The following is a 22,119-nucleotide window of genomic DNA, read 5'->3' as shown; positions in this document are numbered from 1 at the left end:
GACCTGCATCGTTCTCCTCAGATTCGTCGTGACGTACGGAAGCCGCGGGTGAAGGGGCCGTTGCCGTCGAGCGTGGACTCGCGGCCGACGTCGCCCATGGTCGGGCCGTCGGGCTCACCGCGGCTGGAGATGAACCGGTGCTTCCCGTCGCTGTCGACGCCCATGAAGATGCCGGAGTGGTCGATCCCGATCTCGATGTTGGTCTCGAAGAAGACCAGGTCGCCGGGCAGCAGCTTCTTCAGCTCGGCCGGGTCGGGCTGGACGTTGCGGTTGGCGATGATCAGGGTGCCAGGTGCGTAGCCGGCCATGGCGTACGCCCGACGCGGCAGCATCGGACCGGGCTTGCGGTCGCTGCGGCTCATCATGGGGAAGCCCATGCGGTAGCCGAGCACCATCCGCAGGAAGCCGGAGCAGTCCATCGCGCCGAGGCGGATCTGCTCGAACGGCTTGACCCGGCCGTCCGGGAAGGTCCAGGGCTTGCCGAGGAAGTCGTAGAAGTCGGAGGCCTCCTCGCGCGGCTGGCCGGGGCCACCGAGCGGTCCGAACGAGGCGTTGCCGGCGTACCGCACGCCGTGGGTGTCCTTCAGGTCACGCGCGCTCTGGATGTACTGCATCGCGATGGCGAGCATGTCCGGCGAGCGGTCCTGCAGCGCGGAGACGAGCCACGGCTTGGCCCAGGTGCGCTCGGCGCCGTTGACCCACGCCTGCGGCGCGAACCGGACCCAGGTGGCGTGCTTGATCGTCGCGCCGGTGCCTTCGGGCTCGGCGAACGTGCGCATCTGACCGGCCAGCGTGACGGTCCGCGAGGTGTCGGTGAACGTCGCGACCAGGTGCTTGCTCGCGTCGTGCACGAGGGTGCGGGCCGGGTTCGCCGCGCGGGTGAAGGTGAACTTGTCCACGTCGAGCGAGACGGGCGGCGCAGTCGTGGCGGCCGCGGACGCGGTCGGGGTGCTCGTCGCGGCGGAGGCGGGAAGCGCCTGCAGCGATCGCAGCGTCGTGTAGGCGAAGCCCGCTCCGGCCGTGCCGGCGACCAGACCCAGCACCTCGCGCCGGGTCACTCGCTTGCGTGGTCGTACGTGCGGCAACCTGTCCCCCTCGTGGGCTCCGGCTGCAAGGCACCATCCACGACGTCCGGCCGCCCCCGCGGGCCGTCCGTCGCACTGAGCTCAGACCTCGCAGCGACGTAGTGCCCGGACGGGACGGCCCGGGCAGCCCAAGCAGCATAGCGGCTCCCGGCCGCCGGTTCGGCCAACCCCACGCACACGTTCCTGACCTGCGGTGATGGCCGAATTCGCTGTCACCCGTGGCCGTTCCAGATCTGCACCAGTCGGGCGACCATGACCAGGAGCCCGAGGGTGGCCGCGAGGAGCACGCCGGTCCCCCACCGGGACTCGCGCTCGGCGACCGCCCAGAAGCCCGCGATCGGCAGCACGGCGACCAGTCCGGCGAGGTAGGCGATGAAGAGGGCGGCAGACATCCCCGCCGCGCCGTCGCCGCTCCGGACGATGCCGACGACCAGCTGGACGACGATCAGCAGCTCCGCGGCGCAGGCGACGTAGAAGGTCGGGTTGTCGATCTGCCGTCCTCGTACGGTCGCGAGCGCGGTGAGCGCTGCGAGCAGGACGAGGACGACGACGAGGGCGGCGGTGAGCGGCGCGAGCACCGCCACATCGTAGGAGCCGGACGGCCTCAGACCCGCTCGCGGACCCACCGCATGGTGAGGTCGGGCAGTCCTTCAATGTTGCCCGTCCCGTCGCCGCGCTGAGTGACCACGAAGCCGTGGCGCTCGTAGAACCGGCGGGCGCCGACGTTCTGCTCGAAGACGAACAGCCGCACCGGACCGGTTGCGGCGCGCTGGACCTGGTCGAGCAGGGCGGCGCCGATGCCACGCCCCAGCATCTCCGGCAGGACGTAGAGGGCGTCGAGCAGGTCGCCCTTCACCGCCGCGTAGCCGCAGACCTCGTGGTCCTGCTCGGCCACCCACACCGGTCCTGCCGGCAGGACGACCTCGGTCACCCAGGCGACCACCTCGTCCCGGGTACGGGTCTGAGCAGGCAGGTACGGCATGGTCGCCGCGCGCGTCCGGACGTGGATGTCCGCGATGCGAGAGGCGTCCGAGTCGTCGGCGGTGCGGATCAGCGGGAGGGGTCGGCGGGTCACGCGGCGGACTCTACGAAGGCAGCGGCCCGGACGCGAGCGAGTTCCGACCGCGTCCGGGCGCTGTGCTGCCCGGGGGCTAGGCGTTGACGACGAGGCCGAGCTCGGCCGCCGAGGCGAGGCCCTCGTGACGGGGCAGGACGCGCACGGTGTACCCGAACGCGCCGGTGCGCGAGAGCACCACCTCGCCCTCGAACCGGTGCCGCGAGCCGTCGTACGCCTCGACGTGCGTGAGCGGGGCCGACTGCACCTCGCTCAGCTCGTCGCTCTCGGAGGCGCGGCCGTACACGACCTGCACCTGGACGGCGTCGGCCGACAGGGACCCGAGCCAGACGTCGGCCTTGACCCGGATGCGGTCGCCGACCTGCGGGGTGTCCCTGACGCCCTCGGAGTCGACGTGGTCGACCCGGATCTCACCGAACGCGCTGCGGGCGGAGTGCTCGTACGAGGCGAGCTCGCGGGCCTGCGCGTAGGAGTCGGCGGACCGGGCCCGGGACGCGAGCGCGGCGGGCGCGTACAGCTGGGTGACGTAGTCGCGCACCATCCGGGTCGCGAGCACCTTCGGGCCGAGCGTGCCCAGCGTGTGGGAGACCATCGACATCCACCGCTGCGGCAGGCCCTCGGCGTCCCGGTCGTAGAACAGCGCGCGGACGTGGCTCTCGATGAGGTCGTAGAGCGCGGCCGACTCCAGGTCGTCGCGCCGGTCCTCGTCCATCACCGCGCCGGCGGCGCTGCTGGACTGGTCGGCGGTCGGGATGGCCCAGCCGTTCTGGCCGTCGAACCACTCGTCCCACCAGCCGTCCAGGATGGACAGGTTGAGCCCGCCGTTGAGGGCGGCCTTCATGCCGGAGGTGCCGCACGCCTCGAACGGGCGCAGCGGGTTGTTCAGCCACACGTCGCAGCCGGGATAGAGCTGCTGGGCCATGGCGATGTCGTAGTTCGGCAGGAACACGATGCGGTGCCGGATCTTGGGGTCGTCGGCGAACTGCACCATCTGCTGGATGAGCTTCTTGCCCGTGTCGTCGGCCGGGTGGGCCTTGCCCGCGATGACCAGCTGCACGGGGCGGTCGGGATCCAGCAGCAGACGGCGCAGCCGGGCCGGGTCGCGCAGCATGAGCGTGAGCCGCTTGTACGTGGGGACGCGCCGGGCGAAGCCGATGGTGAGGACGTCGGGGTCGAGGATCTCCTGGGTCCAGCCGAGCTCGGCCTCGGAGGCGCCGCGGGCCACCCACGCGTCGTGGACCCGGCCGCGGACGTCCTCGACGAGCTGCGCCCGCAGCTGCCGCTTGAGGTGCCAGATCTCCTCGCTGGGGATGCTGGCGACGTGGTCCCAGCCGTCGGCGTGCCGGACGTTCTCGCCGCCGACGTACCGCTGCGCGAGCTCGACGACCCGCGGGTCCATCCAGGTCGGCGCGTGGACCCCGTTGGTGATGCTGGTGATCGGGACCTCGTCGTCGTCGAAGCCCGGCCAGAGCCCGTCGAACATGCCGCGGCTCACCTTGCCGTGCAGCTGGGAGACGCCGTTCGCGCGCTGGGCGAGGCGCAGTCCCATGACGGCCATGTTGAACACCCCGGCCGCGCCGCCGTCGTAGTCCTCGGCACCGAGCGGCAGCACGCTCTCGACCGGGACGCCGGGCAGGCCGCAGTCGCCGCCGAGGAACCGTCGGACCTGGTCGACGCCGAACCGGTCGATGCCCGCCGGGACGGGCGTGTGGGTGGTGAACACGGTCCCGGCGCGCACGGCTTCCAGCGCCTCGTCGAAGGTCAGGCCGCGCTGGGTGACGAGCTCGCTGATGCGCTCCAGGCCGAGGAGGCCGGCGTGGCCCTCGTTGCAGTGGTAGACCTCCGGCTCCGGCGCGTCGGTCAGCCGCGACCAGATGCGCAGGGCCCGGACGCCGCCGATGCCGAGGAGCATCTCCTGCTGGAGGCGGTGGTCGCCGCCGCCGCCGTACAGCCGGTTGGTGAGGTCGCGGGCGGCGTCGTCGTTGCCGTCGACGTCGGAGTCCAGCAGCAGCAGCGGGACGCGACCGACCTGCGCCTTCCAGATGTGGGCGCGCAGCACGCGGCCCTCGGGCAGGCGCAGGCTGACCAGCGCGGGGGTGCCGTCGGCCTCGCGGACGAGGGACAGCGGCAGGTTGTCGGGGTCCAGGACGGGGTAGGTCTCCTGCTGCCAGCCGTCGCCGGACAGGGACTGGCTGAAGTACCCGGTCTTGTAGAACAGGCCGATGCCGACGATCGGCACGCCGAGGTCGGAGGCGGACTTGAGGTGGTCGCCGGCCAGGATGCCGAGGCCGCCGGAGTACTGCGGCAGCACCGAGGTGATGCCGAACTCGGCGCTGAAGTACGCGATCGCGGCCGGCCCGTGGGCCTGCTCGGTCCAGGACTGGAACCACTGCGGCGCCTCCAGGTAGCGCTGCAGCCCCTCGGCCGCCTCGCGCACCCGCGCGACGAAGGCCTCGTCCCGACTCAGGGCGTCCAGCTCGTGCGCGGACAGCGACGCGAGCAGAGCGACCGGGTCGTGCGAGACCGCTTCCCACTGTCTGCGGTCGATGTCCCTGAACAGGTCGCGGGTGCGACTGTGCCAGGACCACCGCAGGTTGGACGCGAGCGTTCCGAGCGGCGCCAGGGGCTCTGGCAGGACGGTACGGACGTGGAATCGACGGATGGCCTTCACCCCGCGATGGTAAGGGTCCGCACGTCCTCCGTTCAGCGGGTAGCGTCGCCCCCGTGACGCTCCAGCACCGCCTGCCCCCGAGAGCCACGACCCTCCCCGCCGCCGAGCGGGGCCAACCTGCCGACCGCCCTGTCGGACGCATCCCGGTCACCGGTGTGCGCCCGGCGGTCGACGCCGGCGACTTCCCGGCGAGATCCGTTGTGCGCGAAGACATCACGTTCAGCGCGACCGTCTTCCGGGAGGGCCACGACGCGGTCAGCGCGACCCTTGTCGTGACCGGTCCGGACGGCCACCGCGAGCACGTCCCGATGACGTGCGTGAACCCCGGTCTCGACCTGTGGACCGCTCAGACGAGCGCCGACCGGCCGGGCCGGTGGTCCTTCCGTGTCGAGGGGTGGTCCGACCCGTACGGCACGTGGTCGCACGACGTCGCCATCAAGGTCGCCGCGGACGTGGACACCGAGCTGATGCTCGAGGAGGGTGCGCGGCTGCTCGAGCGCGCGGCCACCGAGCTGCGCCTCGACCACGACGCGCGCGACGTGCTCGTGGACGCCGCCCGCGGTCTGCGCGACTCGGCGCAGCCGCCGCAGCAGCGGCTCGCCGCCGGCCTGTCCGACGACGTGCGCTGCGTGCTGGACCACCAGCCGCTGCGCGAGCTGGTCAGCCCGAGCCCGACGTACCCCTGGCTGGTCGAGCGCGAGCGCGCGCTCACCGGCGCCTGGTACGAGATCTTCCCCCGGTCCGAGGGGGCGCACCGCGACCCCGAGACCGGTGACTGGGTCAGCGGCACGTTCCGCACGGCGATGCGCCGCCTGCCCGCGATCGCGCAGATGGGTTTCGACGTGGTTTACCTCACGCCGGTCCACCCGATCGGCGAGGTCAACCGCAAGGGCCCGAACAACACGCTCGACGCCGGCCCGAAGGACCCGGGCTCGCCGTACGCCATCGGCAGCAAGGACGGCGGCCACGATGCGCTCCACCCTGATCTCGGGGACTGGGACGACTTCGACGCGTTCGTCGCGGAGTCCGAGCGGCTCGGCCTGGAGGTGGCCCTGGACCTGGCGCTGCAGTGCGCGCCCGACCACCCGTGGGTGAGCGAGCACCCGGAGTGGTTCACCACCCGGGCGGACGGCTCGATCGCGTACGCGGAGAACCCGCCGAAGAAGTACCAGGACATCTACCCGCTCAACTTCGACAACGACCCCGAGGGCATCTACGCCGAGGTCCGGCGCGTCGTGCAGGTGTGGATCGACCACGGCGTGAAGATCTTCCGGGTCGACAACCCCCACACCAAGCCGGTGGAGTTCTGGCAGTGGCTGATCAGTGATGTGGCTGCGTCGCATCCTGAGGTGATCTGGCTGGCCGAGGCGTTCACCAAGCCGGCGATGATGCACACCCTCGCCAAGGTCGGCTTCCAGCAGAGCTACACCTACTACGCCTGGCGCAACGAGGCCGAGGAGCTGCAGGAGTACTGCGAGGACCTCGCCGGCGACACCGCCGCGTACATGCGGCCCTCGTTCTGGCCGACGACGCACGACATCCTCACCCCGTACATGCAGTTCGGCGGACCGACCGCGTGGCGGCTGCGGGCGGCGCTGGCCGCGACGCTCGTGCCCACCTACGGCATCTACGCCGGCTACGAGCTGATGGAGAACGTCGCGCGTCCGGGCGCCGAGGAGCAGATCGACAACGAGAAGTACGAGTACAAGGACCGGCACTGGCCCGACTTCGAGCCGGGCGGTCCGCGGTACGACGAGAGCCTGGCCCCGTACCTCACCACGCTCAACCGCATCCGGCGCGAGCACCCGGCGCTGCACTGGCTGCGCAACCTGCACTTCCACACGATCGACGACGACGCCATGCTGGCGTTCTCCAAGCGGCGCACCCTCGCCGACGGCACGGACGACGTGGTCATCGTCATCGCCACGACCGACCCGCACAGCACCCGCGACTCCTGGGTCCACCTCGACATGGAGGCGCTCGGGCTCGAGCCGGGCGAGCGGTTCACGGCTCACGACCTGATCACGGACACCCCCTGGCAGTGGGGTGAGCACAACTGGGTCAGGCTGGGCCGTGACAGCGAACCCGTCCACATCGTCCACGTGAGGAGGTCCTGACCCGATGGTGCAAGGCCTCAACCTTCAGCAGCCCGGCCTGAAGCACGACCCGCAATGGTTCCGCAAGGCCGTCTTCTACGAGGTGCTCGTCCGGGGCTTCGGTGACTCCACCGGCTCCGGGTCGGGCGACTTCTCCGGCCTCATGCAGCGGCTGGACTACCTGCAGTGGCTGGGCATCGACTGCCTCTGGCTGCCGCCGTTCTACGCCTCTCCCCTGCGCGACGGCGGGTACGACATCGCCGACTACACCGCGGTGCTCCCGGAGTTCGGGACGCTGCCGGAGTTCACCGAGCTGGTGACGCAGGCGCACGCGCGGGGCATCCGGATCATCACCGACCTGGTCATGAACCACACCAGCGACCAGCACCCGTGGTTCCAGGCGTCCCGCTCGGACCCCGAGGGCCCGTACGGCGACTTCTACGTCTGGTCCGACACCGACGAGCGCTACCCGGACGCGCGCATCATCTTCATCGACACCGAGGTGTCGAACTGGACGTTCGACCCGGTGCGGCGGCAGTTCTTCTGGCACCGCTTCTTCTCCCACCAGCCGGACCTCAACTTCGAGAACCCCGCGGTGAAGGAGGCGATGTTCGACGTCATGCGCTTCTGGCTGGACCTCGGCATCGACGGGTTCCGACTGGACGCGGTGCCGTACCTGTTCGAGGAGGACGGCCACAACGGCGAGAACCACCCGCGCACGCACGAGCTGCTGGCCGAGCTGCGGGCCAAGGTCGACGCGGAGTACCCCGGACGCATCCTGCTGGCCGAGGCCAACCAGATGCCGCACGAGGTGGTCGACTACTTCGGCACCGCGGAGGCACCGGAGTGCCACATGTGCTTCCACTTCCCGGTGATGCCGCGGCTGTACTACGCGCTGCGCGAGGAGAAGGCCGCGCCGGTCATCGACGTCCTCGCCGAGACCCCGGACATCCCGCCGGGCACCCAGTGGGGCACCTTCCTGCGCAACCACGACGAGCTGACCCTGGAGATGGTCACGCCCGAGGAGCGCGCGGCGATGTACGGCTGGTACGCCCCGGACCCGCGGATGCGCGCGAACGTCGGCATCCGGCGCCGGCTCGCGCCGCTGCTGGACAACTCCCGCGCCGAGGTGGAGCTCGCGCACGCGCTGCTGCTCTCGCTGCCGGGCTCACCGTGCCTCTACTACGGCGACGAGATCGGCATGGGCGACAACATCTGGCTCGAGGACCGCGACGCCGTCCGTACCCCGATGCAGTGGTCCCCCGACCGCAACTCGGGCTTCTCGACCGCCGACCCGGGCAAGCTCTACCTGCCGGTGATCTCCAGCCTCGTCTACCACTACAACAGCGTGAACGTCGAGGCGCAGATGGCGTCCAGCTCCTCGTTGCTGCACTGGGTCCGCGGGATGCTCGCCGTCCGAGCGCGGTACCCCGTCTTCGGGCTGGGCGACTTCGTGGCCTGTCCCGCCGACAACGACGCGGTCCTGGCGTTCACCCGTTCGGTCGCCGAGGACGATGCGGCCGACCAGGGTGTGCAGACCCGTGACGTGCTGTGCGTCAACAACATGTCCAGCCGGCCGCAGGCGACCACCATCGAGCTGCCGGAGCGGTTCGCCGGGGCGGCGGTGCGGGACCTGTTCGGCGGCACCGGCTTCGGTCAGGTGTCCGGCGACGGCCGCATCACGCTGACGCTGGGCTCACGGGACTTCTTCTGGCTCGCGCTGGACACCGGCCAGGAGGGCTGACCCATGGCGCTCGTCCACCCCGACGCGACGATCGAGCCGTCCAAGCTGGACCTCGTCAGCGGCTGGATCAGTGACCAGCGCTGGTACACGAGCCGAGGCCGGACGCCGCAGCTGCGGCGGCTGAGCAGCTTCCGGTTCGACGACCCCGAGGGCGAGGTCGGTGTCGAGACGCTGATCGTCGCCGACGAGTCCGGCACCGTCCCGGTCGTCTACCAGGTGCCGCTCACCTACCGCGCGGCTCCGCTGGCCGGGGCGCAGGCGGCGCTGATCGGCACCGCCGAGCACTCCGTCCTCGGGACCCGCTACGTGTACGACGGCTGCCACGACCCGGTGTACGCCGCCGAGCTGCTGCGCACCATCGTCGCCGCCGACGTCGAAGCGAAGCGGTCCGACGGCGCGGTGAGCGCGACCGTCCGCGGCAGTGGGGTCGTCGGTCGGCAGACGCCGCGGCACGGCACCACCGAGCCGATGAGCCTCTCCCTCGCGCGCAGCCGCGTCCTCTCGGGCGAGCAGTCGAACACCTCGATCATCGGCGACGTCGAGCTGGACGGCACGGCGCAGCAGCTGATCTGCAAGGTGTTCCGGGTCCTGCACGAGGGCAGCAACCCCGACGTCGAGGTGCAGGCCGTGCTGTCCGCGGCGGGCAGCACCCAGGTTCCGGCGATGCTCGGCTCGCTCAGCGGCACCTGGCGCGACGAGGAGCGGCAGGGCCCGCCCCGCGACGGCGACCTCGCGTTCGCGCAGGAGTTCCTGCCCGGCGTACGGGACGCCTGGCGCGAGGCGGTCGCAGCGGCCACGGACGACACCGACTTCACCGAGCGCGCTCGTGCGCTCGGGCAGGCGACCGCGGCCATCCACACCCAGCTCGCCCGGTCCCTCCCCACCGTGCCCGGCAACAGCAGGCGGGTCACGGCCATCACCTCAGGGATGCGGCTGCGGTTCGCCCAGGCTGCCGCCGTCCGGCCCTCGCTCGCGGGCCGCCGCGCGAGCGTCGAGGAGACGATGGAACGCCTCGACGGGCTGAGCTGGCCCGCCCTGCAACGCATCCACGGCGACTACCACCTGGGCCAGGTCCTGGACGTGCCCGGTCGCGGCTGGATCGTCCTGGACTTCGAGGGCGAGCCGCTGCGGCCACTGCACGAGCGCGTCCAGCCCGACTGCGTCCTGCGCGACGTCGCCGGCATGCTGCGCTCGTTCGACTACGCCGCCGGCTCGGTGCAGCAGGGCGGCGGCCCGGACCGCACTGCCTGGGCGCACGCCGCCCGCAGCGCCTTCCTGGAGGGCTACTCCGCCGGGAGCGGCCTGAACCTCGTCGCGCTCCAGCCGCTGCTGGACGCCTTCGAGGTGGACAAGGCCCTCTACGAGCTGGTCTACGAGACCCGCCACCGCCCCGACTGGGTCGGCATCCCGGCTTCGGCCATCGACCGGCTCCTGCCGGAGGACGGCACCCTGCCGGACGGTCACCCGGCCGGCGACGACCCCGGGGACCCGAACGGTCTCTCCCCCGACCAGCACGCCCCGACCGATCGCACCCCTCGTCCCCCACGAAGGAGCACGACCGTGAGCCCTGCCCGTCCGGCGTCGTCCCGCATGCCCTGGCCGCAGCGGCTGGACCCCTCCGACGCCGCCGCGCTGGTGGCCGGCACGCATCGCGGTCCGCACGGCGTCCTCGGCGGGCACCCCGGACGCGACGGCGTGACCGTCCGGGTGCTGCGCCCGCTCGCGGCGTCCGTCGCGATCCGGCTCCCCGACGGCACGCAGACGGACCTCACCCACGAGCACGAGGGCATCTGGACCGCGCTGATCCCCGGCGAGGCGGTCCCCGAGTACTCCGTGGTGACGACCTACGAGGACGGTGTCGAGCACGTCGCCGACGACCCGTACCGCTACCTGCCCACGCTCGGCGAGATCGACATCCACCTGATCGGCGAGGGCCGGCACGAGCAGCTGTGGACGGTGCTCGGCGCGCACGTGCGCAGCTACGAGGCCGACGCCGGCCCGGTTCGCGGGACGTCCTTCGCGGTCTGGGCGCCGAACGCCCGCGCCGTCCGCGTCATCGGCGACTTCAACCGCTGGTCGGGCCTCGGTCACCAGATGCGCGTGCTCGGTACGAGCGGCATCTGGGAGATCTTCGTCCCCGGCGTCGACGCGGGCACGCACTACAAGTTCGAGATCCTCGGACCGGACGGCGCCTGGCGGCAGAAGGCCGATCCCATGGCGCGGCTGGCCCAGACCGCCCCGAAGACCGCATCGCTGGTGACCGAGTCGGCGTACGAGTGGGGCGACGAGGGCTGGCTGCGCGAGCGGGCCGAGCACTCGGCGACGAACTCTCCGATGAGCGTGTACGAGGTGCACCTCACCTCGTGGCGGCAAGGGCAGAGCTACCGCGACCTCGCCGAGCACCTGGTCAACTACGTCAAGGACCTCGGGTTCACCCACGTCGAGCTGATGCCGGTGATGGACCACCCGTACCCGCCGAGCTGGGGCTACCACGTGACCAGCTACTACGCGCCGAACTCCCGCCTCGGCGACCCGGACGACTTCAAGTACCTCGTGGACACGCTGCACCAGAACGGCATCGGCGTGATCCTGGACTGGGTGCCGGGTCACTTCGCGACCGATGAGTGGGCGCTGGCGCGGTTCGACGGCACACCGCTGTACGAGCACCCGGACCCGCGGCGCGGGTGGCACCCCGAGTGGGGCTCGTACATCTTCGACTTCGGCCGGCCGCAGGTCCGCAACTTCCTGGTGGCCAACGCGATCTACTGGCTGGAGGAGTTCCACGCCGACGGGCTGCGCGTCGACGGCGTCGCCTCGATGCTCTACCTCGACTACTCGCGCAACCCCGGCGAGTGGGTGCCCAACCGTGACGGTGGTCGCGAGAACCTCGAGGCGGTCCAGCTGCTGCAGGAGACGAACGCCACTGCGTACAAACGGGTTCCAGGCATCGTGACGATCGCCGAGGAGTCCACCTCCTGGCCGGGTGTCAGCGCGCCGACCGCGCAGGGCGGCCTCGGCTTCGGGTTCAAGTGGAACATGGGGTGGATGCACGACTCGCTGGACTACCTGGCGAAGTCGCCCGTCTACCGCCAGTACCACCACAACAAGCTGACGTTCGGGCTCACGTACGCGTGGAGCGAGCACTTCGTGCTGCCGATCAGCCACGACGAGGTGGTCCACGGCAAGGGGTCGCTGCTGCGCAAGATGCCGGGCAACCGGTGGGAGCAGCTGGCGAACCTGCGCGCGTACCTCGCCTACATGTGGGCCCACCCCGGCAAGCAGCTGCTGTTCATGGGATGTGAGTTCGCGCAGGAGTCGGAGTGGGCCGATGGCCGCAGCCTCGACTGGTGGCTGCTGGACCAACCGGCGCACTGGGGCGTGCACGCGCTGACCAAGGACCTCAACCGCGTCTACCGCGAGCACGCGGCGCTGTGGGAGCAGGACCACCAGCCCGGCGGTTTCCAGTGGATCCAGGCGGACGACGCCGCCCGGAACACCTTCTCCTTCCTGCGCCGGACGCGGGACGACGAGCGCGCGGTCGTCGCGGTGGTCGTGAACTTCAGCGGCTCGGAGCACACCGCGATGCAGGTCGGCCTCCCGTTCGCCGGCGCGTGGCGCGAGGTGCTGAACACCGACGCCGCGTCGTACGGCGGCAGCGGGGTCGGCAACCTCGGCGTCGTCGAGGCGACGGATGATCCGGCCGACGGGCAGCCCGCTTCGGCACGCGTCACCGTCGGCCCGCTCTCCGCCGTCTGGCTCGTCCCCGACGATCCCGACACCCAGGTCGACTCCGCTCGCTCCGCCGGTCGAGTGGACCGGAGCGCTAGCGGAGGTCGTATCGAGACCCCCGCAGCCGCGGACGCCGAGTCTCCCCGGACCGCACCAGGTTTCGACTCGGACTCGGCTAGCGCCTCGCCCGGCTCAACCGGCGGGACGAACGCCTCAACCGGCGGGACGAACGCCTCGACCGGCGGGATGAACGGCTCGACCGGCGGGATGTCCGAGATCACGGAGGAGAAGCGATGAGCACGAGTCGTGCGGGGCAGCCGGCGCAGGACCGCGACCTGGTCGACGTCGCTCACCTGGTGACCGCGTACTACACCCAGCAGCCGGACCCCGAGAACGTCGACCAGCAGGTCGCGTTCGGCACGTCCGGCCACCGGGGCTCGTCGCTGCGAACTGCCTTCAACGAGCACCACATCCTCGCCACGACCCAGGCGATCGTCGACTACCGGCGCGACCAGGGTTTCGACGGGCCGCTGTTCATCGGACGCGACACCCACGGCCTGTCCGAGCCGGCCTGGGCGTCGGCGCTGGAGGTGCTCGCCGCCAACGACGTCACCGTGCTGGTCGACGACCGCGACGGGTACACCCCGACTCCCGCGGTGTCGCACGCGATCCTGCGCGCCAACCGCGGGAAGTCGTTGGACGCCAAGGGTTCCGGGCTCGCCGACGGCATCGTGGTGACGCCGTCGCACAACCCGCCGAGCGACGGTGGATTCAAGTACAACCCCCCGCACGGTGGCCCTGCCGACTCGGACGCCACCAAGGTCATCGCCGCGACGGCGAACGCGTACCTACGCGCGGGCCTGAAGGACGTCAAGCGCATGCCGTACGCCCGCGCCCGGGGTGCCGCACAGGCGTACGACTTCCTCGGCACGTACGTCGACGATCTGCCGAACGTCGTTGACGTGCAACGCATCCGGAATGCCGGCGTCCGCATCGGCGCCGACCCTCTGGGCGGCGCCAGCGTCGCGTACTGGGGTGAGATCGCCGAGCGTCACGGTCTCGACCTGACGGTCGTGAACCCCAAGGTCGACCCCACGTGGCGGTTCATGACGCTCGACTGGGACGAGAAGATCCGGATGGACTGCTCCTCCCCCAGCGCGATGGCGTCGCTGATCGCGCGCAAGGACGAGTTCCAGATCGCCACCGGCAACGACGCCGACTCCGACCGGCACGGCGTCGTCACGCCGGACGGCGGCCTGATGAACCCCAACCACTACCTCGCGGTGGCCATCCAGTACCTCTACGGCGGCGCCCGCCCGGGCTGGGCGTCCGAACGCATCGGCAAGACCCTGGTGTCGTCCTCGATGATCGACCGCGTCGCCGCCGGGTTGGGCAAGGAGCTGTGGGAGGTCCCGGTCGGATTCAAGTGGTTCGTGCCCGGGCTCCTCGACAGCAGTGTGGGATTCGGCGGCGAGGAGTCCGCCGGCGCGTCCTTCCTGCGCCACGACGGGACGGTGTGGACCACCGACAAGGACGGCATCATCCTGGCCCTGCTCGCCTCGGAGATCCTCGCGGCGACCGGCCGCTCTCCGTCCGAGCACTACGCGGAGCTCGCCGCTGAGCACGGCGCACCCGCGTACGCCCGCGTGGACGCACCGGCCGACCGGGAGCAGAAGGCCAAGCTCGCCGCGCTGAGCGCCGAGGACGTCACCGCGACCGAGCTCGCGGATGAGGCGATCACCGCCAAGCTGACGCAGGCGCCGGGCAACGACGCCGCGATCGGCGGGCTCAAGGTCACCACTGAGAGCGCGTGGTTCGCGGCGCGCCCGTCGGGTACCGAGGACGTCTACAAGATCTACGCGGAGTCCTTCCGCGGCGAGGACCACCTGAAGGAGGTGCAGGCCGCGGCGCGCGAGGTCGTGTCGCAGGCCCTGCAGGCATGAGTAGTGAGCGCGGCCGGCTGTTCGTCATCACCGGCATCCAGGGAGCAGGCAAGACGACCATCGGGACGGCTCTGGCCAGGACCCTCAACCGGTCGGTCTTCATCGACGGGGACCTGGTGGGCAGCGTCGTGGTCAGCGGCCGTGAGCCGATGAGCGAGCCCGCCAGCCAGGAGGCCATCGAGCAGCTGCTGTTCCGGTACGTCGGCGCGCTGGTGCTCGCGGACACGTACCGCACCGCGGGCTTCGACGCGGTGATCGCGGACAACATCTTCGGCGACTACCTGGAGGACTTCCTCGAGCTCGCCGCCCCGGAGACCGTGCACCTGGTGATGCTGCACCCGTCGCAGGACACCGTCCGGCTGCGCGACATGGAGCGCGGCGGCGACGCCTACCGTGACGGGTTCACGATCCAGGGGCTGTGGGAGTCGGTCGAGAGCGGCACGCGCCGCGCGGGCCTGTGGCTGGACACCTCGCACATGACGGTCGCCGAGACGGTGCTGGAGATCCTCAAGCGCCAGCCGGAGGCCGAGGTGGCGCCGGTCTCCCCGGCCTGACGCGGGTACGTGGCACACGCGGCGCGCCGAGGCGTCGCTAGCCGCGCGCCATCGACGCCGAGCGCCCGCGAGGGCCTCGACCACGCCTCACCGACTCACCGACTCACCGACTCACCGACTCACCGACTCACCGGGCAGCTTGCCATGGCGGGCCGGCGCCGGAACCGGGCACCAGATCCCACACCACGCCGGTCGGCGTCACCTGCGCGGCCAGATCACGGCGGTGGACCACCGTGTGATGCCGTCCGCACAGCAGTGCCGCGTTCGACAGGTCGGTGGGACCCCCGCGGGACCACCACACGACGTGGTGTGCGTCGCACCACTGGGCCGGGATCGTGCATCCCGGGTAGCTGCATCCGCGGTCTCGACGCCACAGCGCCAGCCGCTGGGCCGTGGTGAACAGCCGCACCTGCGCACCGACGTCCAGCACCTCACCGGCCGAACCGAGGACCATCGGGACGATCCCCGCATCGCAGGCGTGGCGGCGGACCTCCGACGCCGACAGCACCTCGCCGGTGGCCGTCACCCCTGCACCCTGTGGCTGCGCAGCGGGCATCCGGCTGAGCAGCTCGCCCAGGGTCATCGTCACGACCACCTGTGCCTTGGACGTCTTCGGCGCCGCACCGGGCGAGGACACGCCGCGACGCACGACCTCGACCAAGGCGTCGGCCCGCCGCAACGCCGCGCTGCGTGGATCCGGTTCGCCGTGCGGCCCAGGAACCGGGGCCGACAACGCCGCGACCGCGGCGTCCACGACCGCCGACCCGTCCGGATCGAGGAGCAACCGGTACTCGCACAGCCCCGCCGGGCCAGGCTGCTTCACCAACGACCGAGCCCGCGCCCGTGCATCGTGCTCGGCGTCGAGGGCGGGCTCGGGCTTCATCAGCTCACCGGCATACCGGATCGCCGTCCGCAGCCCTCGCGGCGTCAGCCCCGTCCCGTCAGCGGAGTCGCTCGCTGCCCTGACGAGGTCCGCCACCGCTGACTGCGCATCGTCAGTAGAGACGATCGGCGACATCTCTCGCTCGAACCGCGCCACCTGGTCGGCCTTGCCCAACGACAGATGGCCCGTGGCGAACTGCTGCCACACCTGCTGAGCCGCATCTCGCTCCGCGGTCGCCGCGACTCGCAGCAACCGCGCGACGTGCGCCGGGTCGGCCACCGCCGCACCACCGGCGCGCTGCTGACACCGTCGTACCCAGTCGACGGCGCCGTACCCGTGCTCGGCAGGCAACCCCCGTGCCAGCCCCTCCCGAACCGCGGCGACCTCGACCCGGTCCAGCGCCGCACGCACCGCCGCCGCCGAGACCAGCAGCTCCTCCAGCGCAGCGCCGGACAACGCCCACAGACCAGCGTGATCCACCCGGGAGAGGACCGAGGACAGCGCCCCCAACGCCGTCGGCGCTCCACGCACGACTGCCGACACCCGGCCGGGCACGGCAGCAGGGGACGTCTCGATGACCATGAATCGAACATACATTCGAACACCGACAGCCCCGACGCCGGCGTGGGCGGGCTCAGGCCGCCGCCGGGTCCGGCTGCCGACGCAACGGCGACAGCCACGCGAGCGCCGCGGCGACCAGACCGGCGCAGGTCAGCGCGACCATCGCCGCACGCACATCGACGAGGCGGGCGAGTGCGCCCGCGCCGAGCGAGCCGGCGGTCCACCCGATGCCCCAGGACAGCATCCGGCCGGCCATGTTGACGCGCCCCAGCATCGCCTCCGGTGTCACCTGCTGGCGGTAGGTGAGCGAGGCGATCAGCACGACCTGGTACGCCACGCCCCAGACCACCATCGCCGTCACGGCGGCGGCCCAGCTCGGCGACAGCGCGACCGCGACCCCGGCGACGCCGGAGAACGGCAGCGCCGCCGCGACGAGCCGCCCGGGTGAGGTGACGCCGAGCAGCCGCGGGACGAGCGCGGCGGCCACGATGCCGCCGATCCCCCACACGCTGTACAGCAGCCCGAACCGCCAGCCGGACGTGCCGACCCCGAGCACCCGGTCGGAGAACGCGACCGCCAGCGACATGAACGCGGCGCCCGCGATCGACTGCAGCGTCCCGACCGCCGTCGTCGTCCGGACGCCGACGTGGCGCCACAGGAAGCCGACACCCTCGCGGACGTCACGCAGGATCGCCGCCGGGCGCAGCGGCCCGGCGTGCTCGCGCGGTACGGACAGCGGTCGGCCGATGGAGCGGACCAGCAGGGCCGAGGCGACGAAGCTGGCCGCGTCCAGCGCGAGGATCGTCGCGGGCGACCAGACCGCCAGCAGCAGGCCGACGCTCGCGGGCATCACCAGGTCGAGCACGCCGCCGACACCGAAGATCGCCGAGTTCGCCGCGCCGATGCGTTCGCTGCCGACGAGGACCGGCAGCGCGCCGAAGTTGGCGCCGTCGAAGAAGGTGAACAGGCTCTGCACGGTGAACGCCACGACGAGCGCGTGCACCACGGTGAGGTGCCCGAGCCACCAGGCGAGGGGTACGGACGAGATCACGGCGGCGTTCGCCAGGTCGGCCGCGACCATCACGCGCTGCCGGTCGTGCCGGTCGGCGATCGCGCCGGCGAACAGCCCGAAGATCAGGTACGGCGCCGCCTCGAGCGTGGTCGTGATCGCGGTGAGCGCAGCCGAGCCGGTCAGCCGGTAGACCAGGACCGGCAGAGCGACCAAGGTCGCGAGCGACCCGGCGACCGAGACCGTCCGCGCAGCCCAGTAGCGCCGGAAGTCCGGGTCCGCACGCAGCGGCGCGCTCGTCGTCACGACCTCACCCTAAGAAACCCCTCCGGCAGAAGTTGATCGCCAGTACACGCATACCTGTGCCACTCGCCAGCTTTCGCCGCCGGTCCGGGCGGTGATCCCGGTCGAGTGCGCGTGTCCTGCTGGTTTTGCGGTGGCGGTTTCAGGGAGCTGTTGCAACGAGCACGGCGAAGGATGTGCTCATGCCTGGAAAGCGGTTGTCGTTGTCGGAGCGTGCTCAGATCGAGGTGTTGTTCGGTCAGGACCTGACGTTCCCGCAGATCGCTGCGGTGATCGGTCGGGACCGGAGCACGGTGTGGCGGGAGGTGCGACGCAACAACTCCTACCGAGGTGCGCGGATGGGTGGTTCCGGGGCGAGGTCGCCCTCGGGGCGGCACGCGGTCGGGACGGGTCGTCGGGGCGGGTGCTACCGGTGGGTGTACGAGCACCGAACGGCTCAGCACAAGTACCGGGTCCGTGCCCGGCGCTGTCACGGCGGCAAGCTGCGCCCACCGTGGGGTGGGCCGCTACCACCGCTGTGGCACACCGTCGCCGGACTGCTGGGTCAGCAGTGGTCGCCGCAGCAGGTCGCACACTGGTTGCGTGCGCAGTACCCGAGCCGGCCGGAGATGTGGGTGTCACACGAGACGATCTACCAGGCGATCTACATCCAAGGACGTGGCAGCCTGCGTGCTGAGCTGGGCCGCCAGGTCGCGCTGCGCTCGGGGCGGACGGTACGCAAGCCACAGTCCCGGACCGGCGCAGCAGCGACCCGATCACGCAAGCCATGGATCGAGGGGCTGCACATCTCCACCCGCCCGGCCGAGGTAGCCGACCGGGCCGTGCCCGGGCACTGGGAAGGTGACCTGGTCATCGGTGCCCGCGGCTCCAGCGCGGTCGTGACCCTGGTGGAGCGCTCCACCGGGTACGTCATGCTCGGCGCCCTGCCCCAGTCACGAGTCAGCGAGCAGGTCATCACCGTCCTGACCCGCCTGATGGGACGGCTACCAGCTCACCTGGCCCGCTCACTGACCTGGGACCAGGGCCCGGAGATGGCCGAGCACGCCCGGTTCACCCTGGCCACCGGCTGCCAGGTGTTCTTCTGCGACCCGCACTCACCCTGGCAGCGCGGCAGCAACGAGAACACCAACGGGCTGCTGCGCCAGTACTTCCCCCGCACCAGCACCAACTTCCGCACCTACACCCAAGACGACCTCGACCGCGTCGCGATCCAGCTCAACGGACGACCCCGCCAACGCCACCACTGGCAGACTCCAGCAGAGAAGCTCAACGAACTCCTCGTTGCAACAGCACCCTGAACCCAAGGGTCCACATCCAGCAGGACACGCGCACTCGACCGACGAGGTGGCGGCCGTACGGCGGGTGCCGTACGGCGGGGCTTCGGTGCGCTCGTCAGCCGAGGCGGGCGGCCTCGTCGCGTGACCACAGGCCGGTCAGCCCGCGGAAGTGGCCGAGGAACCGCTCGTGCTCGGCGACCGGGTACGTCGACTGCACCGTCTCGACCAGCAGCCGGTCGAAGTCGTCGGACTGCACCCAGTCCAGCACCAGCTCGTCCACGTGCGGGAGCGCCTTCTCGACGAACTCGCGGTACTCCTGCGTCTGGAAGTGGTCGTCCGAGAGCCGCTGGTACGCCGCGAGCTTGTCCTCGTACGACAGGGACGGGTCGTCGGCGACCGCGAACCACGGGTCCGGGTCGACCTGCGTGCGCGCCTTGCGCCCGGTCACCGTGCAGAAGATCGACCACTTCAGCAGCGACCGGATCGCCCAGGGGAAGTAGTAGTGCAGCGAGGTGAGCGCGACGTCCGGGCAGGCGTTGGCGTAGTCGATGGGGTGGACCACGCCGTCCTTGACGAGCATCTCGCAGGAGTTGAACTCCCACCGGAAGAACGCGTTCACCGTCTGGGCGATGGTCACGGTCTCCTGCCCGACCGCCGGGTCGAGGAAGTCGTGCGAGACGGCGTACCGGTCGTGCATCGGCTGGTCCGGCCGGAACTTCATCACCATCGTCTCGGGGCCGATCGTGAGGGCGCGGGCGAACACCTCGAACCCGTCGACGGCCTTCTGCAGGTGCATCAGCATCTCGTCGGACTCGTCGTACGCGCGGTGCAGCGCGGACTCGTCGGCGATCATCGAGACGCCGCGCCACGCCCCGCCGTCGAACGGCTTCATGAACATGGGGTAGCCCAGCTCGGCCGCGACGGAGTCCAGGTCGAACGAGCGGTTGTACTTGCTGGAGGTGTACGCCCAGCGCACGTTGTCGACCGGGTTCTTGTACGGCACCAGGACCGTCTCGGGGACGTTCATGCCCAGCCGCATCAGCGCGCAGTACGCGGAGTGCTTCTCCATCGACTGGAACGTGAAAGGGCTGTTCAGCAGGTACACGTCGTCCATCAGCGCGGCTTTCTTCAGCCACTCGCGCGGGTGGTAGTACCAGTGGGCGAGGCGGTCGATCACCAGGTCGGTCCGCGGCTTGGCGCGCAGGTTGAACGGCTCGATGGTGAGTCGCTCGCTGCGCAGCTCGTGCGTCGTCCCGTCGGGGGCACTGACCGGACCGACGCGCCGCAACAGCTCCTCGAACGCGCGCGGCCAGTCCTCCTCCGCTCCCAGCAGCAGACCGATGAGGTGCTCGGCCACGTGAGGCCCCTTTCCGTCGTCGCGAGGACGACTGTCGGCGCGATCGTCCGGACGACGACCTCGTCAGCAGAATCTCGGCAGATGATGGGCGAGCTGGCGCTGCCACCAGGGCCAGTCGTGGGCGACGTCCTCGCCCCACAGGTCGAGCTGGTGCGGGATGCCCTTGCTCCCCAGCAGCGCGGCGAAGGCGCGGCTGGACGGCAGCGCGCCCGTCGGATGCGTCTCGAACGCGCCCTGGCCGACGACGAGCAGCACGCCCACCCGCGAGCGGATCCAGTCCAGGTGGCCGCCGTGCATGCCGGCGACGTAGTCGGTGGGGTTGGCGAAGTACGTCGCCTCGCCGCGCTCACCCCAGCCGTGCCAGCTGGTGACGTCGTAGTTGCCGGACAGGCCCATCGCCAGCGGCGCCACGTCGGCGTGGGTCAGGGCGAAGTGGACCGCGTGGTAGGCGCCCATCGAGACCCCGAGTGTCGCGATCTCCTGCCGGCCGCCGAGCTGCTGGTGGATCCACGGCAGGACCGACTCCTCGAGCCAGCGCGTGTAGACCTGGTGGCCGTGGGCGCGCTCCTCGGTCGTGAGGCTGTTGTCGGACCAGGTGTGCTGGTCGGCGGAGTCGACGCAGAAGAAGGACACCCGCCCCTGGTCGAGCAGGTCGCGCACGGCGTCGGTCATGCCGTGCGCCGCGAAGTCCTCGGCCCGGCCGCCCTCGCTCGGGAAGACCAGCACCGGCCGCCCGAAGTGCCCGTGCCGGATCACCCCCAGGGAGACGTCTCGACCGGGAACGGGTAGGTCCACGCGCTGGCCGTCCACGTCACTCATCCTGTCGCAGTCCAGGTCTCCCGTAAGAGATTCGGCCAGATCGGATCGAGCGCATCGCGCCACGCGGTGTAGTTGTGCAGGTCGGCGACGTCGGTGAGCCGTACGGGGACCCGGCGCCGCCGCAGCGCCTTGGCCATCGCCTTGTTGTTGGCGTAGTTCTCCTCGTGCCGCCCGCAGGTGAGGGCGACCTGCGGACCCGCGCCGGCCCGTCGCCACCGCCCGGACCGGACGCCGTCGACGGCCCGGGTGATGCGGCCGAAACCGCCGAAGTCGCTCTCCTGGTCATCGAGCCGCGGATCGAAGAACGAGCCGGACTGCGCCAGCACCGCGCCGACGTCGTCGCGGCGCATCCCCACCAGCAGCGAGGTCAGGCCGCCCAGGCTGGCGCCCATGAACGCCAGCGGCGCCCGGACCCGGTACCGCTCCCGCAACGCCTCGAGCGCGAGGTCGACCGAGCGCAGGTAGCCGGGTGACGCGGCGTACCACTGCAGGCGTCGGACGGGTTGGGCCAGCACCAGCCGGAACGGCGGGAGGGTACGTGCGCGTACGTGAGAGGCGGCCCAACGCAGCAGGTCCGCCCGCTCGGCGTACTCCGGACCGTCGTGGCACCACAGCAGCGGCGCCGGCTGGTGCGACCGCAGCCCGCGCGGGACCCAGACCATCACCGGCAGGGGGACGGCCAGCTCACTGGGCAGCTCCAGCGGCGTCATCGAGCCGCTGACGCCGGGCTGGTCCAGCCAGTCCGGTGCCCGGTAACGACCGGCCTCCCACACCGATCGCGGGCCGAACGAGGTTCGTACGGTGCACGTGGCGGTCGGGTCCAGCAGGTGACGGACCCGACCGCGACGGTCGACGACGCGGAAGTGGTACTCGATGCGCTGCGTGCGTGGCCGCCCGATCCGTCTGCGCCACGCGCCCGCCCGCCACTCACACTCCCCGCGCAGGCCGGGGCTGTCGAGCTCGACCGTGGCGAATCGACGCTCGGGATCGGGCAGGCGCAGCAGCACCAGCGG

15 protein-coding genes are annotated in these 22,119 nt (G+C 71.2%); 6 read left to right on the top strand and 9 right to left on the bottom strand.

Annotation, left to right across the window (positions count from 1 at the left end):
- Positions 1 to 17 precede the first annotated feature (17 nt).
- The 4 genes from P4R38_RS11875 to glgP all read right to left on the bottom strand — a co-directional run bounded on the left by P4R38_RS11875 (position 18) and on the right by glgP (position 4,831).
- Entirely contained in the window at positions 18 to 1,058 is a 1,041-nt protein-coding gene (locus P4R38_RS11875; protein ID WP_275236622.1) for an NlpC/P60 family protein, read from the bottom strand.
- A 239-nt stretch (positions 1,059 to 1,297) separates the two neighbouring features.
- A complete protein-coding gene (locus P4R38_RS11870; protein ID WP_277192327.1) occupies positions 1,298 to 1,663 on the bottom strand; it encodes a hypothetical protein in 366 nt (121 codons plus the stop codon).
- A gap of 26 nt (positions 1,664 to 1,689) precedes the next feature.
- Positions 1,690 to 2,160 carry a GNAT family N-acetyltransferase gene (locus tag P4R38_RS11865; RefSeq protein WP_277192326.1) on the bottom strand — a complete coding sequence of 157 codons (471 nt, stop codon included), beginning with the start codon at positions 2,158 to 2,160 and terminating at the stop codon, positions 1,690 to 1,692.
- A gap of 76 nt (positions 2,161 to 2,236) precedes the next feature.
- Positions 2,237 to 4,831 carry an alpha-glucan family phosphorylase gene (gene glgP, locus P4R38_RS11860; protein ID WP_277192325.1) on the bottom strand — a complete coding sequence of 865 codons (2,595 nt, stop codon included), beginning with the start codon at positions 4,829 to 4,831 and terminating at the stop codon, positions 2,237 to 2,239.
- A gap of 53 nt (positions 4,832 to 4,884) precedes the next feature.
- On the opposite strand from glgP, the gene P4R38_RS11855 reads away from it, so the two are divergent.
- Genes P4R38_RS11855 through P4R38_RS11835 form a run of 5 tightly spaced genes read left to right on the top strand, consistent with a single transcriptional unit; the run spans position 4,885 to position 14,897 of the window.
- Positions 4,885 to 6,948, top strand: a complete 2,064-nt coding sequence (locus tag P4R38_RS11855; RefSeq protein ID WP_409201256.1) for a maltotransferase domain-containing protein — start codon at positions 4,885 to 4,887, stop codon at positions 6,946 to 6,948.
- Positions 6,949 to 6,952: 4 nt separating this feature from the next.
- Positions 6,953 to 8,671, top strand: coding sequence for a maltose alpha-D-glucosyltransferase (gene treS, locus P4R38_RS11850; protein WP_275236618.1), 1,719 nt, complete (start codon positions 6,953 to 6,955; stop codon positions 8,669 to 8,671).
- 3 nt (positions 8,672 to 8,674) lie between these two features.
- Entirely contained in the window at positions 8,675 to 12,697 is a 4,023-nt protein-coding gene (glgB, locus tag P4R38_RS11845) for a 1,4-alpha-glucan branching protein GlgB (RefSeq protein ID WP_277192324.1), read from the top strand.
- Positions 12,694 to 14,343, top strand: a complete 1,650-nt coding sequence (gene pgm, locus P4R38_RS11840; protein ID WP_277192323.1) for a phosphoglucomutase (alpha-D-glucose-1,6-bisphosphate-dependent) — start codon at positions 12,694 to 12,696, stop codon at positions 14,341 to 14,343. Before glgB ends, pgm begins: the two co-directional genes overlap by 4 nt.
- Entirely contained in the window at positions 14,340 to 14,897 is a 558-nt protein-coding gene (locus tag P4R38_RS11835; protein ID WP_275236615.1) for a nucleoside/nucleotide kinase family protein, read from the top strand. The genes pgm and P4R38_RS11835 overlap by 4 nt, the downstream gene beginning before the upstream one ends.
- A gap of 127 nt (positions 14,898 to 15,024) precedes the next feature.
- Here P4R38_RS11835 and P4R38_RS11830 read toward each other — a convergent pair whose 3' ends face one another.
- Together P4R38_RS11830 and P4R38_RS11825 are read right to left on the bottom strand one after the other, a co-directional pair.
- Positions 15,025 to 16,362, bottom strand: a complete 1,338-nt coding sequence (locus tag P4R38_RS11830; RefSeq protein WP_277192322.1) for an HNH endonuclease signature motif containing protein — start codon at positions 16,360 to 16,362, stop codon at positions 15,025 to 15,027.
- 52 nt (positions 16,363 to 16,414) lie between these two features.
- Positions 16,415 to 17,656, bottom strand: coding sequence for an MFS transporter (locus P4R38_RS11825; RefSeq protein ID WP_277192321.1), 1,242 nt, complete (start codon positions 17,654 to 17,656; stop codon positions 16,415 to 16,417).
- 179 nt (positions 17,657 to 17,835) lie between these two features.
- Between P4R38_RS11825 and P4R38_RS11820 the strand changes: the two genes are divergently transcribed.
- Complete coding sequence (locus P4R38_RS11820) at positions 17,836 to 18,951, top strand: IS30 family transposase (RefSeq protein WP_277192320.1); 1,116 nt, start codon at positions 17,836 to 17,838, stop codon at positions 18,949 to 18,951.
- A gap of 94 nt (positions 18,952 to 19,045) precedes the next feature.
- On the opposite strand, the gene P4R38_RS11815 is transcribed toward P4R38_RS11820, so the two are convergent.
- The 3 genes from P4R38_RS11815 to P4R38_RS11805 form a co-directional block, all read right to left on the bottom strand.
- Positions 19,046 to 20,287: an ATP-grasp domain-containing protein gene (locus P4R38_RS11815; protein WP_277192319.1), complete on the bottom strand. Its 1,242-nt coding sequence runs from the start codon at positions 20,285 to 20,287 to the stop codon at positions 19,046 to 19,048.
- A gap of 63 nt (positions 20,288 to 20,350) precedes the next feature.
- Positions 20,351 to 21,106 carry an esterase family protein gene (locus tag P4R38_RS11810; protein ID WP_275236612.1) on the bottom strand — a complete coding sequence of 252 codons (756 nt, stop codon included), beginning with the start codon at positions 21,104 to 21,106 and terminating at the stop codon, positions 20,351 to 20,353.
- On the bottom strand, positions 21,103 to 22,113 hold the full coding sequence (locus P4R38_RS11805) for an alpha/beta hydrolase (RefSeq protein WP_277192318.1): 1,011 nt from the start codon (positions 22,111 to 22,113) through the stop codon (positions 21,103 to 21,105). The genes P4R38_RS11810 and P4R38_RS11805 overlap by 4 nt, the downstream gene beginning before the upstream one ends.
- Positions 22,114 to 22,119 lie beyond the last annotated feature (6 nt).

Origin of the sequence: Luteipulveratus flavus (assembly GCF_029439465.1) — a bacterium.
Lineage (GTDB): Bacteria > Actinomycetota > Actinomycetes > Actinomycetales > Dermatophilaceae > Luteipulveratus > Luteipulveratus flavus.
Note: the sequence above shows the minus strand (reverse complement) of the source record. Positions and strands in the feature narration are given on the sequence as shown.

Bases quoted from the DNA above. Each gene is read 5' to 3' on its own strand.
- P4R38_RS11830 (WP_277192322.1), bottom strand. From the start codon at position 16,362: ATGGTCATCGAGACGTCCCCTGCTGCCGTGCCCGGCCGGGTGTCGGCA.
- glgB (WP_277192324.1), top strand. From the start codon at position 8,675: ATGGCGCTCGTCCACCCCGACGCGACGATCGAGCCGTCCAAGCTGGAC.
- P4R38_RS11810 (WP_275236612.1), bottom strand. From the start codon at position 21,106: ATGAGTGACGTGGACGGCCAGCGCGTGGACCTACCCGTTCCCGGTCGA.
- P4R38_RS11820 (WP_277192320.1), top strand. From the start codon at position 17,836: ATGCCTGGAAAGCGGTTGTCGTTGTCGGAGCGTGCTCAGATCGAGGTG.
- P4R38_RS11835 (WP_275236615.1), top strand. From the start codon at position 14,340: ATGAGTAGTGAGCGCGGCCGGCTGTTCGTCATCACCGGCATCCAGGGA.
- pgm (WP_277192323.1), top strand. From the start codon at position 12,694: ATGAGCACGAGTCGTGCGGGGCAGCCGGCGCAGGACCGCGACCTGGTC.
- treS (WP_275236618.1), top strand. From the start codon at position 6,953: ATGGTGCAAGGCCTCAACCTTCAGCAGCCCGGCCTGAAGCACGACCCG.